The following is a 16,445-nucleotide window of genomic DNA, read 5'->3' as shown; positions in this document are numbered from 1 at the left end:
TCGTCGGTGGGGTGTGACGCTACAGACTGGGTCCGGACCGAGGCGGTCGATCGACATCCCTTGTGGAGGCACCGTGAGCACGCGCATGTACGCACTACCGGTCGAGCAGACCCGGTGGGAAGTGCCCGGTGGCAGCACGACCGTGTTCGACTGGGAGTACGACGAGGGCCGCGACCGACTGCTGAGCCTGTACGAGAAAGGGAAACAGAAGCAGTGGGACGGCGCGGAAAGGCTGGACTGGACGATCGAGGTCGACCTCTCCAATCCGATGGGTATTCCCGACGAGGCCGTCTCCATCTTCGGCTCGCCGATCTGGGACTCGATGGGTGAAAAGGATCGCGCGATGGTTCGACACCATCTCGCCTCCTGGCAGTTCTCACAGTTCCTGCACGGCGAACAGGGCGCACTCATCTGCTCGTCGAAAATCGTGCACACCGTTCCCGGGCTCGACGCGAAGTTCTACGCCGCCACCCAGGTCATGGACGAGGCGCGGCACGTCGAGGTCTATTCCCGCTATCTCCGCGAGAAACTCGATCTGGCCTACCCGATAAGCCCGGGACTGAAGTCACTGCTCGACGAGGTGATCTCGGACTCCCGTTGGGACATGACCTATCTCGGCATGCAGGTGCTCATCGAGGGCCTCGCACTGGCCGCGTTCGGCCTCATCAGGGACATCGCGACCGAGCCGCTGGCGAGCACGCTCAACGCCTACGTCATGCAGGACGAGGCCCGCCACGTCGCCTTCGGCCGGTTGGCGCTGCGCGACTACTACCCGGAGCTCACCCAGGCCGAGCGCGCGGAGCGGGAGGAGTTCTGCGTCGAGGCCTGCTACCTGATGAGGCAGCGCTTCCTCGGCGAGGAGGTGTGGCGCAACCTCGACATCGACGCGGACGAGTGCGTCGAGTACATGCGCAACTCGGAGCACTTCAAGCTGTTCCAGAGCCACCTGTTCTCCCGCATCGTGCCGACGCTCGGCGACATCGGCCTGTTCGGGGACAGGATGCGCCAGGCCTTCGCGGACATCGGGATAATCGGCTACGAGAACGCCGATCTCGACCAGATGATGGAACAGGACGAGAAGATCGCCGACGACCTCGACCGCGCACGCATCGAGCAGGTCGAGAAGGCCATCATCGTGGGCCGCACGGCAGGAGAGTAAAGAGAGGTTCCCGCCGCGGTGCCGTCCTGGCGCCGCGGCGTTCTGGCGCGCGGAACAGCCGCGCGGGCGGCCGCTGTAACGGCGCCCGCGTCACCGACGACTGTCTCATCGCCCGTCGGGCACTGTCGAGGTGACCTCACGTCGGGCCGGACACGAGCCCGTCGTGCACGGCCGCCACCGCGTGCTGCGGTGGCACCGGAGTTCGTCGCGTCGTCCGGTGTTCCCGCGCGCTAAGATCAACTCTGTCCGCGCGTCCGAAATCTCCGCATCGCGGATCGTCATGAGGCGTGCGGACTCCGTCACGATGATCTTCCTGTCGCCGTTGCGGGACGGCGTACGGATGCGACCTTTTCCCATTCGTGACACGGAAGCGAAACACACCAGTGCCGAGGCGCTTTACAGATGCCCGCACGGTGACATAATCCCCCCTTGATCCCAAGTAGACGGATCCCCACGGTAGTCGAGAAATTGTCGTCTGCATGGTGCAGGCGGAAGGAGATCCCGTGAGCGCGGCGGACGACCGACCCCTGCACGTCTCGCGCAACCTGTGGCGCACCATCGTGCAGTGGCGCAACTGGCCGCTGCTCGTGAAGCTGGGCATGGTGCTGGTGGTGCCGGTCGTCGCCGCGCTGGTGCTCGGCGTGCTGCGTGTCGTCACCGACGTCCAGCTCGCGAACTCCTACGGCGACATCGAACGCATCGCCAACCTGCGAGTGGAGCTGGTGCGGACCCTGTCGGCCGTCCAGCGCGAACGCAGCGCGGCCGTGGCGCCCGGCGCCGACTTCCCGACCGTGACCAAGGCGACGGACGCCGCCGTCGCCACGATGAAGGACACCGTCCGGAACACGCCCGACCTCGGCGACAACGCGACGCAGCGCTACCGCGAGCTGTCCGGCATGCTCGGCGTGCTCGGCTACGCGCGCCAGCAGCTGACCGGCGGCAACGAGCAGAGCGCGCAGGACGCCCAGGACGCCTACGCCGGGCTGACCACCGCGATGCTGGAGTTCGACCGGTCGCTGGTCGGACGGTTCCCCGACGAGGCGCTGGCCAACACGGCCATCGCGCTCAACGAGCTCCAGTCGGCCCGTGAGCAGGTCAGCCTCCAGGAGGCCACCGGGCTGCTCGGTATGAAGGACGGCTCGCTGTCGGACACGGACAAGGAGACCCTTTCCGAGGCCGAGATCCAGCTGAACACCAACCTCGAAGAGTTCCAGTCGGTGGCCCCGCAACAGTTCCTCGACCGGTACGACGGAACGGTGACCGGCTCCGCCCAGACGCAACGGACGCTGCTGGTGGTCGACGCCCGCGGCTCGGGCGAGATCGGCCTGCCGTTCACCGAGGCGCAGTGGCGCAGCACGTTCGACACCACCGCGAACCTGACGACCGAGGTCACCGGGTTCGTCGCGAAGTCGCTCCGTTCGCAGTCGGCCGTGCTGGCCGCCAGCTACCGCACCAGCTGGACCATCGAGCTGGTGCTGCTGCTCGTGGTGGTCCTGCTCGCCGTGGGCATCGGCGGCGGCCTTGGCCGCTATCTGCTGCGCACGGTCGGCCAGCTGCGCAGCACCGCGCTGGACGTGGCACACAACCAGCTGCCCGCGGCGGTGCGGTCCATCCGGGCCGGGCAGGACGTCGGGATCCCGCCGGTGCCACTGCGCACCACCGAGGAGTTCGGCCAGCTCGCCAAGGCGTTCGACACCGTGCTCGGCCAGGCCGTGAGCTCGGCGGGCGAGGAGGCACGCCTGCGCAGCACCCTGAGCGACATGCTCACCAACCTGTCCCGCCGCAGCCAGGGCCTGGTGCAACGCCAGCTGCGGCTGATGGAACAGCTGGAGCAGGGCGAGGACGACCCGGACAAACTGTCCAACCTGTTCAAGGTCGACCACCTCGCCACCCGGATGCGGCGCAACAACGAAAACCTGATCATCCTCTCCGGCGGCGCGCTGCACCGGCAGTTCGCCGAACCGGTGCAGCTGGCCGACGTGCTGCGTGCCGCGGTCTCGGAGGTCGAGCACTACGAGCGGGCGGTCATCCAGTCCGCGCCGCAGTGTCGGATCGCGGCGTTCGCCGCGGGCGACCTGATCCGGTCGATCTCCGAGCTGATCGACAACGCCGCCGCCTTCTCGCCGCCGGACAGCCAGGTCGTCGTCGCGGGCCGGCTGACGGAGGACGGCTCGGTGGTCGTCGAGATCCTCGACGAGGGCGTCGGCATGGCGGAGGCCGAGCTGCGCGAGGCGAACCACCGCATCGCCTTCAGCGGGACCGACGTGCCGGTCTCCCGCCAGCTGGGACTGTTCGTGGTGGGCCGTCTCACCGCCAAGTACGACATCAGGGCGCACCTGACCCCGCGCGGGGACGGCAGTTCCGGCACGCGGGCGATGGTGCTGGTGCCTGCCGAGCTGCTCAACGACGCCGACCAGCAGGCCGGTCCCGCACCCGAGCCGGTCACCGAGGTGGTCGACAGGCTGGAGTCGGCGGGGATCATCGTGCGGCTGCCGGTGCTCCCCACGGCCCGCACTCCCGCCTCCATCCTCTTCGCCGCGCACGTACCGGCCGACGCCCCGCCCATGCCCGCCGGGTTCAACTGGCTCAAGCAGCGGTCCGGCATGGCGAGGGCGGCGACCACGCAGCAGGTGGCCGTGCAGACGGTCATCACGAAGGCGGTCACGGTCGAGCCCCCGACAGGCCCGAACGGCCTGCCCAAACGCGTGCCGAAGGGGCAGCTGCGTGCGGGCACGGCCCACGAGCCGCCCGCCGCACAGGCTCGAGACGCCGCGAAGGCTCGTGGCTTCCTGAACGGCTTCCAGTCCGGGATCCGCAGTGGGCAGAACGAAAAGGGAGACCGTAGGCCATGACCGGCACCACGGAGCAAGAAGACCGCCAGGCGAGCCGCTTCAGCTGGCTGATCGACAGCTTCGCCGACAACGTGGACGGCGTCGCGCACGCGGTGGTGATCTCCGTCGACGGCCTGCTGCTGACCGCGTCCGCCAAGCTGCCGACGGACCGGGCGGACGAGATGGCCGCGATCTCGGCGGGCATCATCAGCCTCAACATCGGCGCGTCCAAGACGTTCGACGCCGGTGACGTGGTGCGCACGATCGTCCAGATGGACGAGGGCGCGTTGCTGCTCACGTCGATCCGCGACGCCGCGTGCCTCGTGGTGCTGGCCGAGGCCGACTGCGACATCGCGCAGCTGGCCTACGAGATGACCGTGCTCGTCGACCAGGTCGGTCAGATCCTCACCCCACAGTTACGCGCCACGCTAGCCGCCGGCTGATGAGCTCCGGTGGCTGGACAGCCCCCGACGAGGAGGAACCCGCGACCGTCCGCGCGTACACATGGACCGGTGGGCGGACGAAGTCGCGCCGCCGACTGGAGATCGAGACCCTGGTGTCGACGTCAGCACGTGCCGAGGAGGCGCTGGAGTCGCTGCGCAGCGAACACCAGTCGGTCGCGGTGCTGTGCTACCAGTCGAGATCCGTCGCCGAGGTCGGTGCGCTGATGTCCCTGCCGCTGGGTGTCGTGCGGGTGCTGCTGGACGACATGGCCAACCTCGGCCTGCTCGACGTGCACCACAACCAGGTCGACAGCACCGCTCAGCCCGAGCTGCCGCTGCTCGACCGTGTGCTGCGTGGGCTGCGCAACCTGCCTGCGTGAACCATCCGCCTCCGGTGGCCGGAGGCGGATGGTGGACTCGGACGGGTCGTCCGCGCGTCAACGGTCCTTCCGGAGGCCGAGGTCCTCGAGCAGGCCGCCGAGCACCTTGCGCTGGTCGGTGAGGTACGCCCCGAAATCCTTGCTGTCCCGGTAGTCGGTCACCAGACCGTTCTCCTGCGCGTACTTCTTCCACTCGTCGGTCTCGAGCATTCTCTTGAAGGTCCGCTCGTAGTAGGCGACGGTCTCCTTGCTCATGTCGGGCGCGCCGAGGATCCCGCGGAACTGCAGCGGCAGGCCGTCGAGGGAGATGCCGAGCTCGTCCGCGGTGGGTGCGTCCGGGTACATCGAGACCTTCTGCTTGTCCAGGACCGTGATCACCTTGAGCTTGCCGGCGGCCACCTGCTCGCTGAAGTCGCCGGGGCTGCCGAACATGACGTCCGCGTCGCCACGCAGCAGCGCGGTGAGCCGCGAGCCGGTGTCCTCGAACGACAGGTACTTCCACTTGGCCCCGGTGGACTTCTGCAGTGCCAGGCCCATCAGCGAGTCGCTGGCGGTGGTCGAGCCGCCGGTCTGGGTCAGCTCGTTCGGCTTGTCCTTCGCCGCGTCGACGAAGTCGGAGAACGTGTCGTACGGCTCGTCGGGCCGGACCGCGACCACGGTCGGCTCGGTGGACAGCCCGGCGATCGGGGTGAGCTTGTCCACCGACACCGCGCTGCCCTTCACGGTCATCGGGGTCACGATCCAGGTCGGGGTCATCTGCGCGATCTCGTTGTTCCTGCCCTGCTGCGCCGCGAGGAAGGACATGGCGCCGATCCCGTCGCCCGCCGCCACGTTGCGCACCGGCCAGTTCGCCGAGATCACCTTCTCGTCGTACATGATCTTGAGGATGCCCCGGACGTAGACGTCGCTGCCGCCGCCGGGCTTGGTGTGGCACACCACCTCCACCCGCCTTGGCTCGCCGGAGGTCGCGTCTCCCGCGTCCGCGGCGTCACAACCGACCGGCGCGAACAGTGCCACAGCAGCGATCGCGGCCGTCACGGCCTTCTTGCGCATCTCGATTCTCCCTTTTGGAGCACCAGTCTTCGGGCGCCGGGTAGATCATTGGACTGTTCGGGAAGATAATCAAGGGTTTGACGGACAGAGCTTGTCCTTTACGCCACACAGCATCTCGCCGATCGCAACTACCCGATCGACAACTTTCGGACACCCTCGACGATACCGTCGGCGGGCAGGCGCCGGGACCGCGCCGACGGCGGCGACGAGGGGTGCACCGGCCGGACGCGGCCGTCGACGACCACCCCAGCGCACCCCAGCCCGGGACTCGTCGCCGTCCGGTCTCCACCCGGGCCCTCGCTGTCCACGGTGGACACGAGGAGAGGCACTCCACCCACTGCTCGTTCCACAGACGATCCCGCACCGCCACCGAATCGATTTCCGTCGCCTCCGACACTATTCCTCAACTGTCGAAATGCACTTAACCTGTGAATTCTTCGGATTCGGCCGAGGGGCGTCCGACCGGCCGGACGGCCTGGCAGGTTCCGGACATACTCGTTGCGACTGCAAGGAAACCTCGCGCCCACCGGACAAGAACCGGCCGCATGACCCGAGGTGACTCGGGTCCCAGGAATTGACGTTACTGCGTAACATCACCCCTATGTCCGGCCGCCCACTCACCACTGCGCGCCTCTCCGTGGAAACGTCACCAATAGGCGCCCGACGAGAAGTGTCAGACGGACCGTGCACCCGCCAGCTCGAACGTGTCGTGAGTCGTTACACGCCACGCCTGCGTGCCACAGTGGCCGGTTCGTGCGGCGCGCTCGGCCTGCTCACCACGCCGGCGCGCGTTCTTCCTCTCGCGGTACTCGTCGTCGTGACGGTCACCGTGCTGCCGGTGCTCCAGAGCCATTGGCACCACCGGCCACAGCGAGTGTTCCAGGCGGTCAACGCGGTGGTGATCACGCTGGTCGGCCTGAGCCAGGTGGTCATCGGACCGAAGCAGCCCAGTGCGTGGATCTTCGCCGTCGTGTCCATCGCGTCGGCGACGTGCCACTTCGAATGGCCCGCGACACCGTGGACCGCCGGCGGTATCACCGTTCTCGGCGTGCTCGGGTTCTGCGGCGGGTCATGGCTCGCCGGTGGCGGTCCGGCGGTGGCGGACGGCGTCCGGCTACTCGTCCAGGCGACACTGGTTCGCGTGGGCCTGTCGCTCGCCAGGCGGGCGGCCCGCACCAGCGACGACGCGATCGACCGTGCCGCGAGGCACAAGGTCGCCGCGTCGGTCGCGCAGGCCCGCAGGGCCACCGAACGCGCGATGCTCGCGACCCTCCACGACACCGCGAGCACGACGCTGCTGATGGTGTCCAGGACCGACTCGGACGACCTGACCTGGTTGCGGGAACAGGCGGGTCGGGACCTCGCCCGCCTCGCCGCGCCACCTCCCGACCCGAGCGGCCACGTCGACCTGAGCGAGCTGCTCGACTCGCTGACCGCGTTCCGTGGCATGAACGTGTCACTCGACATCCCGCCACGCGTGGTGTTGCCCGCGGACGCCGGTCTCGCGGTCTTCGACGGTGTGCGCGAGGCGCTCGAGAACATCCGCAGGCACACGTCCGACCGAAGACCGAGGATCAGCGCGCGTGTGGACGACGAGTCCTTGCACGTGCAGGTGCAGGACCGGGGCCCGGGATTCCGCCAGGAGGACGTGCCACTGCACCGGTGTGGACTGGCCTACTCGATCCAGGCGCGGATGACCGCGGCCGGTGGTCGGGCGGACGTCCACTCCGTGCCGGGGACCGGCACCACGATCGTCTGGACGTGGCCGAATGCCTGATCTGCCGGAAGCGATCCCGGTGGAACGGCCACTGCTCGAGATCGCCCGCATGGTTCTCCTCGCGGTCGCCGTCTGCGTCCAGTTCGCGCTCGGCGGACCGGAATTCCTCGCCCAGACGCGACTTCCCGGGTTCCGACCGATCTACGCGGCCGTCTACGCGGTCCTGGCGCTCGTGGGTGTCGTGTGCGCGGTGTACCGCCTGCGGCGCGTCTCACCGCCTGCGGTCGTGGTGGGTGCCGGTGTCGTGGTGCTGCTGGCGTGCTCCGTCGCGATGTCGGCGTCCCTGCCCGCGGAGGGTGCGCCACGCGCCGAGCACTGGTCTTTCGGACTGGTCGGCTGGTACGGCATCGCGCTGCTCTTCGACGTCGCACTGGTCAGGCTCGGGCTGTTCCTCCTGGTGCACGCGGCCGTGTCCGTGGGGCCCGTGCTCGCCGTCGGGTCGCTGCCGGACCTGACGAGGATGGGAGTCGTCACGATCTCCGTCACCGGCTTCCAGTTCGGCGTCGCCATGACCGCGAACCTCATCCGGATCATCGCCCGCACCTCGGCCAGGAGCTCGGCAGCCAGCGAGCGGCTGCGGGTCAGGGAAGCCGCCGCGGCCGCCTCCCTCGCCGAGCACGAACGCCGCTACGCAGACCTCCGACACACCACGGTGCCGTTGCTGCGCGGACTGGCGAGCGGTGCGCTGGACCCACGCGACCCGTCGATCCGACACCGCTGTGCGGTCGACGCAGGCCGGATGCGCCGGCTGTTCAGCGAGTCCGCGGACGTGGTCGACCGGTTGGCCCACGAGCTGACGGCCTTCATCGACGTCGCCGAACGGCACGGCGTGCACGTCCACCTCTCCGTGCGCGGCACCCCGCGAACGCTGCCCGACGTCGTGCGGCACGAGCTGCTGGCACCCATCGCGGAAACGCTGATGGCGAGCCGCGCCACCGCGCGGGTCACGCTGCTGTGGACTAACCGGCGGGTACGCGTGAGCCTGACCTGCCCGCGCCCCGACCCGCCGGTCGCCGGCCCCCGAACCGAGCACGTGACCGTGACCGAGTCGACCACCGACCACGGAGTCTGGACGGAGACATCATGGCGATCACCGTGACAGTCGTCGACGACCACCCCGCGGTCGTCGCGGGCATCTCCGCCTGGCTCGCCGGCAGCGTCCCGCCGATCCACGTGGTCGCGTCCGGGCCGGACGTCGAGGTCGCGTTCACCGAGCGGGGGCGCGCCTCCGACATCGTGATCCTGGACCTCGTCCTGGGGGACCTCCCCTACCGCCCGTCACTCAAACGCCTGGTGGACGACGGTAGGAAGGTCATCGTCTACACGATGTGCGAGGACGAGGACATCGCACTGTCATGCATCGAGCTGGGTGCCTTCGCGGTCCTGACCAAGGCGGAGGGCCACGACCACCTGATCGGGACCATCCTGGCCGCCGCCGAGGACCGCCCCTACCTGCCCCCGTCGCTGGCGGGGGCGATGGTCGCCAACCGCGACCAGGGCCAGCCGAGGCTCTCCGACCGCGAGGAGGAGGTGCTGACCCTGTGGTTCCAGTGCGAGTCCAAACAGGAGGTGGCGCGACGCGCCGGTGTCTCCGTGCGCACGGTCGGCACCTTCCTCGACCGCGTCCGGCTGAAGTACGCCAAGGTGGGCCGGCCCGCGCCCACCAAGGCCGCCCTGATGGCCCGTGCTCTCCAGGACGGCCTGATCACCATCGACGACCTGTGAGGGAATCCCTACGTCACACCGTTTCCCTCACAGCGAGATCTCCCCCGGCAGGCCGAAGTAGTCGTGCCACTTCGGACCGGGACCGAAGCCCGTGCCGGTCGAGAGCGCCACGTAGACGTCCGCGCTCGGCAGGTGGGTGAACGTCACGATGTCGTCCCGGCCGTCGCCGTTGTAGTCGCCCACGTACGGGAACTCGCCCTGCGGCGCGAAGAAGTCGTGCCAGCGCACGGCGGGCGCGAAGGAGGAGCCCGTCGACAACGCGACGCTCACGACGCCCTCGCGGGAGAACTGGAGCAGGTCCGCCCGACCGTCGCCGTTCACGTCGCCGAGCCGGGGGTCGGTCAGCCCCATCGCGAACTGCTCGTGCCACTTCTGGGACACCCCGAAGCCCGTTCCCGTCGACAGCGCCACGTAGACGTCGGCCAGGCCGCCCTGGGTGAACGTCACGATGTCGTCGCGGCCGTCCCCGTTGACGTCCGCCACACTCGGCGACTCACCCGCGATCCCGAACCAGTCGTGCCAGATCCCCGCGGGCTGGAAGGACGAACCCGTGGACAGGGCGACGTGGACGTCGCCGAGCGAGTTGTGGGTGAACGTCACGATGTCGTCGCGGCCGTCGCCGTTCACGTCGCCGACGGCGGGCACCTCGCCGTCGAGTGAGAAGAAGTCGTGCCACTTGGCGGACGCGCCGAACGAGGTGCCGGTGGACAGCGCCACGAACACGTCCGCGGACGCGCCGTGCGTGAACGTCACGACGTCGTCGCGCCCGTCGCCGTCGAAGTCGCCCGTCAGCGGGGTCTCGCCGGACAGCGCGAAGAAGTCGTGCCACTTCGCCGACGTGCCGGTGAAACCCGCCCCGGAGGACAGTGCGACGTACACGTCGGCCAGCGGGTCCAGGGTGAACGTCACGACGTCGTCGCGCCCGTCGCCGTCGAAGTCCGCGGACGAGCCGAGGAAGACGTTCGTCTGTGCCGGGTTGACCGACAGCGGCGCGAGGTAGAGCCCACCCTGGTTCCAGCCCGCGCCCGTCACCCACGTGGCACCGGACGGCTCGGTCACGATCTCCGCCGCGTGTGCGTCGACCCGGCCCGCGAGGTCGTTGACGGTGAAGTGGAAGGGGTCGCGGCTGCGGTAGACACGGGTGTCCTTGTACCCCTGTTCGCAGCAGACCGAGAGGTACCACCACCCGTCGCGGAACACCACGAACGGCGACTCCGTCGGCCCGCCGGACGTGCCGGAGGCCGGGTGCTGGAACGCCACCTGCTTCGCGCTCCAGTGCACGAGGTCGACGGAGGTCCGGTACGCCACCTGGTGGTTGCCGCCCTGCGGGGTGCTGTTCGCCGTGTAGTACATGACCCACTGCGGCCCGACCCGCGTCACCATGGGGTCGCGGGCGTCGAAGCCGTCGGCGAACAGCGGGTTGGCCGGGCTGCGCGTCCACGTGGTGAGGTCGGTCGAGGTCGCGAGGTGCATCCGGTAGGCGGCGTGGTCCGGCGTGCCTGCCGCGTAGTACATGTAGTACAGGCCGTTGTCGTACAGCACGTACGGCGCCCAGATGTGGCTCTCCCCCGCCGCCGGGTTCGCGGTGAGCGCGAACGGCCGCTTCGTCCACGGCCCGCTCGGCGACGGCGCCGTCGCGTGCCCGAAGCTCTTCTCGTCCAGCGGGTTCTGCGGCTCGGCATGGGTGATCGCGAAGACGTGCCAGGTGCCCGTCACGACGTCCCGGACGAGCGTGTGGTCGTTGTAGTACCACTGCTGCGTCTCGCCGACCGACGGGTCGTAGACACGCACGAACTGCCCGGCCGAAACGGTCGGCGGCGCGGGGGCCGCACCCGCCGGTGTGACGAGGAGCCCGGCCAGCAGGACCAGCAGCGCCAGCAGGACCGGGCCTCTGCGCATCCCACGTCCCGGACCGGCGGCAACGACAAGTCGCGACATCGGAACACCCTTCGATCAACCGCGTGGTCAGGACGGTCGACGCGGTACCGTCGAGTAATCGTTTACCCCATCGGCCCACAGTCTCCAGTCGGTTGCCGTCTTACGTCAACCCCCTGAACGGCGGTGCCAATTCACGATGCGGCACGCATCCGCGCCGGTTGGCCGCTTCCGGCCATGCGGTTGAGTCAGCGGAATCGGGACGGTAGAAGACGTTCGCACGCGTGCGCCACACACACGCACTCGGTCGCCGTTGTGAATTAGTACCGCCGTACAGCCTATTGACGTCAAGAAGGAACCGGTCGGACACTGGCCAGGATGGGTAAACGATTACCCATCGTATCGACCGTTCCCCTGCTCAGCGGTTGATCGAAAGGTTTCCGATGTCACGACTAGTCGTCCTCGCCTGTCTGACGCTCGTCGCCCTGGGCCTGTCAGTGCCCACGCAGACCGCCGCCGTCACCGCGGCGGCGACCAGCACCGGCTGGGACACCTATCGCCGCCTCGACCTGCTGCCCGATCTCACCGGTGCCCAGACGAAACAGTTCTCCAGCTTCGGCCGCAACGGCACCAACAACGACGGGTTCGACGGCACGTACTCCTGTCTGCGCACCAACAACGGCTGCGTCATCGCCGAGGACCGCGGCCCTGGCGAGATCCAGTCGATCTGGTTCACCCGCGACAACGGGAACGTCAGCGCCACCGGCAACATCCGGATCGTGCTGGACGGGGTCACCGTCCTCGACGCGAACCTGCAGCGGGTCGTCAACGGCGACCTCGGTGCGCCGTTCGTCTGGCCGCTCGTCACCAACGCCGACCAGACCTCCGGCGGCGTGACGATCAAGGTCCCCATGCCCTACCGGGACTCGATGCTGGTCACGACCACCAACAACCCCCTCTTCTACCACGTCGGCTACCGCGAGCTCACCGACGCGACGGGCGTGACCCGCTTCGACCCGGCCGACCAGGCCACCGACGTGATCACCAAGCTGCGCAACGCCGGTCGCCAGGACCCCAAGCTCGCGCAGCCGGGCGCGACGACGGTCACCGCCACGGTCAGCCCCAACCCGACCGCCACGCTGGCCAACCTCACCGGGCCTGGTGCGATCACCGCCGTCCGGATCCGCGTTCCGGACAACCTCGCCACCGAGCAGAACCTCGACGCCCTGCGCCTGCGTGCCACCTTCGACGGCCGCACCACGGTGGACTCCCCGCTCGGCCAGTTCTTCGGCTCCGGCCTCGGCGAACGCGACGTCCGATCGCTGATGTTCGCCATGGACGCGGCGCCGGGTGGCTGGTACAGCGCCTGGTGGGTCATGCCGTTCGCCAACTCCGCCACGCTGGCCGTCACCAACACGGCCGGCACCGCGGTCACCGGCCTCCAGGCCGAGATCACCTACGCACCCGACAGCAGGTGGACCGCCGCGCTCGCCCCAGGCGGCACCTCGGGGTACTTCACCACGCAGTCCCGCGCCGGGGACACCGTCGTCGGCCGCGACTGGATGCTCGCCGACCAGTCCGGCCGCGGCCGGTTCGTGGGGGTCACGCAGGTCGTGCGCAACGCCGCCGCCAGCCGGTTCTACCTCGAGGGCGACGAGCGGGTGTACGTCGACGGCTCGCTGACCCCGCAGATCCACGGCACCGGCACCGAGGACTACTACGAGTCCGGCTGGTACTTCAACCGGGGCGAGTACTCGGGCGTCTTCACCGGCAACGCCGTCCACCGCGTGAACGCGAGCGGGTGCGGCGGCGAGTGCGACTCGATGTACCGCCTGCAGCTCGGCGACTCGGTGTCCTACACGACCGGCCTGCGAATGGGCATCGAGCACGGGCCGCAGAACGACGTCCCGGTCTTCGAGAGCTCGACCGCCTTCCTCTACACCTCACCGCAGATCGCCGGCCGCGTCACCGACACGATCACCGTCGGCGACGCGGGCAGCCGCGCGGCCCACGGTTACACCGAGTCCGCCGCCACGACCCAGTACGCGCTGGCCGGCGCCTACGAGGGCGACGACGACGTCGAGTCGGTCAACGGCCAGGTCCGCGCGACCGCGGGCGCGGTCAGCTTCCGCCTCGCCGTCGACCCGGGCAACAAGGGCGTCCGCCTGCGCCGCACGAGTGACCAGAGCGCCGCCTACCAGACGGCCGCGGTCACCGTGGACGGTGTCGCCGCGGGCACCTGGGTGCAGGCACTCGGCAACAACGTCCAGCGCTGGCTCGACGACGACTTCACGCTGCCACCCGCGCTGACCTCGGGCAGGTCGTCGGTCACCGTCCGGCTCACACCCAGTGGTCCACAGTGGACCGCCGCGCGGTACCAGGCGCTCAACCTGGTCGGCCCGTTCACCGACTCCTCCCCGCCGAGCGGCGTCGGCACGCCGAGTATCGTCGGGGGCCGCGCACACGCGCTCACGCTGACCTGGACGCCCGCCACCGACGACGTCGCCGTCGCGGCCTACCGGGTGTACGCGTCGCAGGACGCGACGGTGCCGGTCACCGCGGGCAACCTGGTCGGGACCACGACCACGCCGTCCTTCCGGCACGGTCCGCTGCCCGCGAAGGCGACCCGCCACTACCGCGTGATCGCGGTCGACGCGGCAGGCAACACGGGTCCGGCCTCGGGGGTGGTCGGCGCCACCACCGTGGTGCCCACGGTCAGCGACGTGAACGGCGACCGGCGTGACGACGCGGTGCTGTTCACGCAGGGCACCGACGACGACGTGTTCACCGCGGTGTCGAACGGGTCGGCGTTCGGCGCGAGGACCAAGGCCCACGACTTCTTCTCCATCGACGGCGAGGTCCCGTTGACCGGTGACGTCAACGGCGACGGCCGCGCCGACATCATCACGTTCACCCGCGGCCAGGCGGCGGACGTGTGGGTCGCGCTGGCCAACCCCGACGGCACGTTCGGCGCTTCGGCGAAGTGGCACGACTTCTTCGCGCTGGACGCCGAGGTGCCCGCGGTGGGCGACGTCGACGGGGACGGCCGCGCCGACATCGTGACCTTCACCCGGGGTGGCGCCGCGGACGTGTTCGTCGCACTGTCCACGGGGAACGGTTTCGGCCCCGGCATCAAGTGGCACGACAACTTCGCGATCGGCACCGAACGGCCCGCGGTCGGTGACTTCAACGGGGACGGCCGCGCCGACATCGTGACGTTCACCGGCGGCGCGGCCGCCGACGTGTACGTCGCGCTCTCCTCCGGCGCCGCGTTCGTCGGCGACGGCGTGAAGTGGCACGACAGCTTCGCGGTCGGGGACGAGCTGGCCGGCGCGGCCGATGTCGACGGCGACGGGCGCGACGACCTCGTGACGTTCACCCGGGGCGACGCCGCGGACGTGTACGTCTCCCTGTCCGACGGCAACCGCTTCGTGCAGACCGGATGGCGCTGGCACGACGACTTCGCCGGCGCCGACCAGCTCCCCGGGCTCGCGGACGTCAACGGTGACGGCCGGGCCGACATCGTGGCCTTCCAGCGCGGCAGCGCGGAGATGGGGGACGTGTCGGTCGCGTTGTCGACCACCACCGGCTCGTTCGGCCCGGCATCGTTGTGGCACAGCGACTTCGGGCACGTCGCCGAGATACCCCGCCCCAGTCTGCTCGCACCGAGATGAGCACCTCGAGACACCTGCTGAGTAAAGGACTGTCCATGAGAAAGTGGAGACGTGGCGCGTTGGTGAGCGCCATGGTCATGACCCTGACCGGGCTCTCGCTCGCCCCGGCGGTCGCCGCGCCCGAGTCCGACCCGCTCGCACCCGGCGACCACGTGCCGCTGTCCGTGTCGCCCCGGGCGTGCTCGGGCATCCCCGCCGACCGCGACCCGAACGTGACCAAGGTCGTCTACCAGGTCGGCCTGGACCGCAACGTGTCGCCGAAGGCGATGCTGGCGGCGTTCGAGGCCGGCTGGGTCGAGTCGCACATGAACAACCTGAACTGCGGCGACAAGGACTCGCTCGGGGTGTTCCAGCAACGGCCGAGCCAGGGCTGGGGCACGCCGGAGCAGATCATGAACGTCTCCTACGCCGCGACGCAGTTCTTCGTCCAGGCACAGCACAACGACCCCCTGCACCCGGAGTACACCGCGGGTCAGCTGGCGCAGAGCGTGCAGCGGTCGTGCTGCCCGGACCGCTACGACCAGGCGCAGGCCAAGGCCCAGTCGATGCTGGACGAGGCGCGCGGGCTGGTCGGCGGGTTCAAGTCGTTCACCGGCTCGCCCGCCGACTTCAACGGCGACGGCAAGGACGACATCGTCGCCTTCACCCAGGGCACGCTCGCCGACGCGTACGTGGCGCTGTCCAACGGCTCGTCGTTCGGACCGGGACTGAAGTGGCACGACTTCTTCGCGCCGGGCAGCGAGACGCCGCTGACGGGTGACTTCAACGGCGACGGCAAGGACGACATCGTCACGTTCACACACGGCAGCCTGAACGACGTCTACGTGGCGCTGTCCAACGGTTCCTCGTTCGGACCGGGACTGAAGTGGCACGACTTCTTCGCGCTCAGCGGCGAGGTGCCCGCGGTCGGCGACGTGAACGGCGACGGGCTCGACGACATCGTGACGTTCACGAGGAACTCCCTCGCCGACGTCTACGTGGCACTGTCGAACGGCTCCTCGTTCGGCGCGTCGGCGAAGTGGCAGGACTACTTCGGGTTGGGCGGCGAGTACCCGGGCGTCGGCGACGTGAACGGCGACGGCAAGGCCGACATCGTCACCTTCACCCAGGGCACGCTCGCCGACGCGTACGTGGCACTGTCCGACGGCGCCTCGTTCGGGCCGGGCGTGAAGTGGCACGACTTCTTCGCGCCCGGCGGCGAACAGCCACGCATCGGCGACTTCGACGGCGACGGCAGGGCGGACATCGCCACGTTCACCATGAACGACGCCGCGGACGTCTACGTGGCGATCTCGACCGGCTCGTCGTTCGCGGGCACGACGGTGAAGTGGCAGGACTTCTTCGGCCTCGCCGGGGAGTTCCCGTACACGGGCGACTTCAACGGCGACGGCAAGGACGACGCCGTGACGTTCACGAGGGGCTCGCTGAACGACGTGTTCGTCGGCCTCTCCACCGGCACCGGGTTCGTCGGCGGCGCGAAATGGCACGACTTCTTCGGTCTCAACGGCGAAATCACACTCTGAGGAGA

11 protein-coding genes are annotated in these 16,445 nt (G+C 69.3%); 9 read left to right on the top strand and 2 right to left on the bottom strand.

Annotated features, from left to right (window positions below; genetic code table 11):
• The first annotated feature begins 73 nt into the window (after positions 1–73).
• From CLV71_RS05270 to CLV71_RS05255, 4 genes are all read left to right on the top strand, one after another.
• A complete protein-coding gene (locus CLV71_RS05270; RefSeq protein WP_208297398.1) occupies positions 74–1,159 on the top strand; it encodes a ferritin-like domain-containing protein in 1,086 nt (361 codons plus the stop codon).
• A 503-nt stretch (positions 1,160–1,662) separates the two neighbouring features.
• Positions 1,663–4,011, top strand: coding sequence for a sensor histidine kinase (locus tag CLV71_RS05265; RefSeq protein WP_166663941.1), 2,349 nt, complete (start codon positions 1,663–1,665; stop codon positions 4,009–4,011).
• Positions 4,008–4,433, top strand: a complete 426-nt coding sequence (locus CLV71_RS05260) for a roadblock/LC7 domain-containing protein (RefSeq protein ID WP_133901453.1) — start codon at positions 4,008–4,010, stop codon at positions 4,431–4,433. The genes CLV71_RS05265 and CLV71_RS05260 overlap by 4 nt, the downstream gene beginning before the upstream one ends.
• The gene (locus tag CLV71_RS05255; RefSeq protein WP_133901452.1) at positions 4,433–4,813 is read left to right on the top strand and encodes a DUF742 domain-containing protein; all 381 of its coding nucleotides are present in this window, start codon (positions 4,433–4,435) and stop codon (positions 4,811–4,813) included. Before CLV71_RS05260 ends, CLV71_RS05255 begins: the two co-directional genes overlap by 1 nt.
• Before the next feature lie 57 nt (positions 4,814–4,870).
• Here the strand turns inward: CLV71_RS05255 and CLV71_RS05250 are convergent, their stop codons facing one another.
• A complete protein-coding gene (locus CLV71_RS05250; protein WP_133901451.1) occupies positions 4,871–5,866 on the bottom strand; it encodes a Bug family tripartite tricarboxylate transporter substrate binding protein in 996 nt (331 codons plus the stop codon).
• Between the two features lie 709 nt (positions 5,867–6,575).
• Here CLV71_RS05250 and CLV71_RS05245 point away from each other — a divergent pair.
• From CLV71_RS05245 to CLV71_RS05235, 3 genes are read left to right on the top strand one after another with little or no spacing between them, the layout of a single operon-like run.
• Positions 6,576–7,643: a sensor histidine kinase gene (locus CLV71_RS05245; protein ID WP_166663940.1), complete on the top strand. Its 1,068-nt coding sequence runs from the start codon at positions 6,576–6,578 to the stop codon at positions 7,641–7,643.
• Entirely contained in the window at positions 7,636–8,742 is a 1,107-nt protein-coding gene (locus CLV71_RS05240; RefSeq protein ID WP_133901449.1) for a hypothetical protein, read from the top strand. The genes CLV71_RS05245 and CLV71_RS05240 overlap by 8 nt, the downstream gene beginning before the upstream one ends.
• Entirely contained in the window at positions 8,727–9,368 is a 642-nt protein-coding gene (locus CLV71_RS05235) for a response regulator transcription factor (RefSeq protein WP_133901448.1), read from the top strand. The genes CLV71_RS05240 and CLV71_RS05235 overlap by 16 nt, the downstream gene beginning before the upstream one ends.
• 27 nt (positions 9,369–9,395) lie before the next feature.
• On the opposite strand, the gene CLV71_RS48380 is transcribed toward CLV71_RS05235, so the two are convergent.
• Positions 9,396–11,306, bottom strand: a complete 1,911-nt coding sequence (locus tag CLV71_RS48380; protein ID WP_208297397.1) for an FG-GAP-like repeat-containing protein — start codon at positions 11,304–11,306, stop codon at positions 9,396–9,398.
• Positions 11,307–11,686: 380 nt separating this feature from the next.
• On the opposite strand from CLV71_RS48380, the gene CLV71_RS05225 reads away from it, so the two are divergent.
• Both CLV71_RS05225 and CLV71_RS05220 read left to right on the top strand, forming a co-directional pair.
• Positions 11,687–14,917, top strand: a complete 3,231-nt coding sequence (locus CLV71_RS05225) for a DUF2961 domain-containing protein (RefSeq protein WP_133901447.1) — start codon at positions 11,687–11,689, stop codon at positions 14,915–14,917.
• Positions 14,918–14,952: 35 nt separating this feature from the next.
• A complete protein-coding gene (locus CLV71_RS05220) occupies positions 14,953–16,440 on the top strand; it encodes an FG-GAP repeat domain-containing protein (RefSeq protein ID WP_133901446.1) in 1,488 nt (495 codons plus the stop codon).
• Positions 16,441–16,445: the final 5 nt, after the last annotated feature.

This window comes from Actinophytocola oryzae (genome assembly GCF_004364325.1).
Classification (GTDB): Bacteria; Actinomycetota; Actinomycetes; order Mycobacteriales; family Pseudonocardiaceae; genus Actinophytocola; species Actinophytocola oryzae.
Note: the sequence above shows the minus strand (reverse complement) of the source record. Positions and strands in the feature narration are given on the sequence as shown.

Bases quoted from the DNA above. Each gene is read 5' to 3' on its own strand.
- CLV71_RS05260 (WP_133901453.1), top strand. From the start codon at position 4,008: ATGACCGGCACCACGGAGCAAGAAGACCGCCAGGCGAGCCGCTTCAGC.
- CLV71_RS05255 (WP_133901452.1), top strand. From the start codon at position 4,433: ATGAGCTCCGGTGGCTGGACAGCCCCCGACGAGGAGGAACCCGCGACC.
- CLV71_RS05250 (WP_133901451.1), bottom strand. From the start codon at position 5,866: ATGCGCAAGAAGGCCGTGACGGCCGCGATCGCTGCTGTGGCACTGTTC.
- CLV71_RS05240 (WP_133901449.1), top strand. From the start codon at position 7,636: ATGCCTGATCTGCCGGAAGCGATCCCGGTGGAACGGCCACTGCTCGAG.
- CLV71_RS05235 (WP_133901448.1), top strand. From the start codon at position 8,727: ATGGCGATCACCGTGACAGTCGTCGACGACCACCCCGCGGTCGTCGCG.
- CLV71_RS48380 (WP_208297397.1), bottom strand. From the start codon at position 11,306: ATGTCGCGACTTGTCGTTGCCGCCGGTCCGGGACGTGGGATGCGCAGA.
- CLV71_RS05225 (WP_133901447.1), top strand. From the start codon at position 11,687: ATGTCACGACTAGTCGTCCTCGCCTGTCTGACGCTCGTCGCCCTGGGC.
- CLV71_RS05220 (WP_133901446.1), top strand. From the start codon at position 14,953: ATGAGAAAGTGGAGACGTGGCGCGTTGGTGAGCGCCATGGTCATGACC.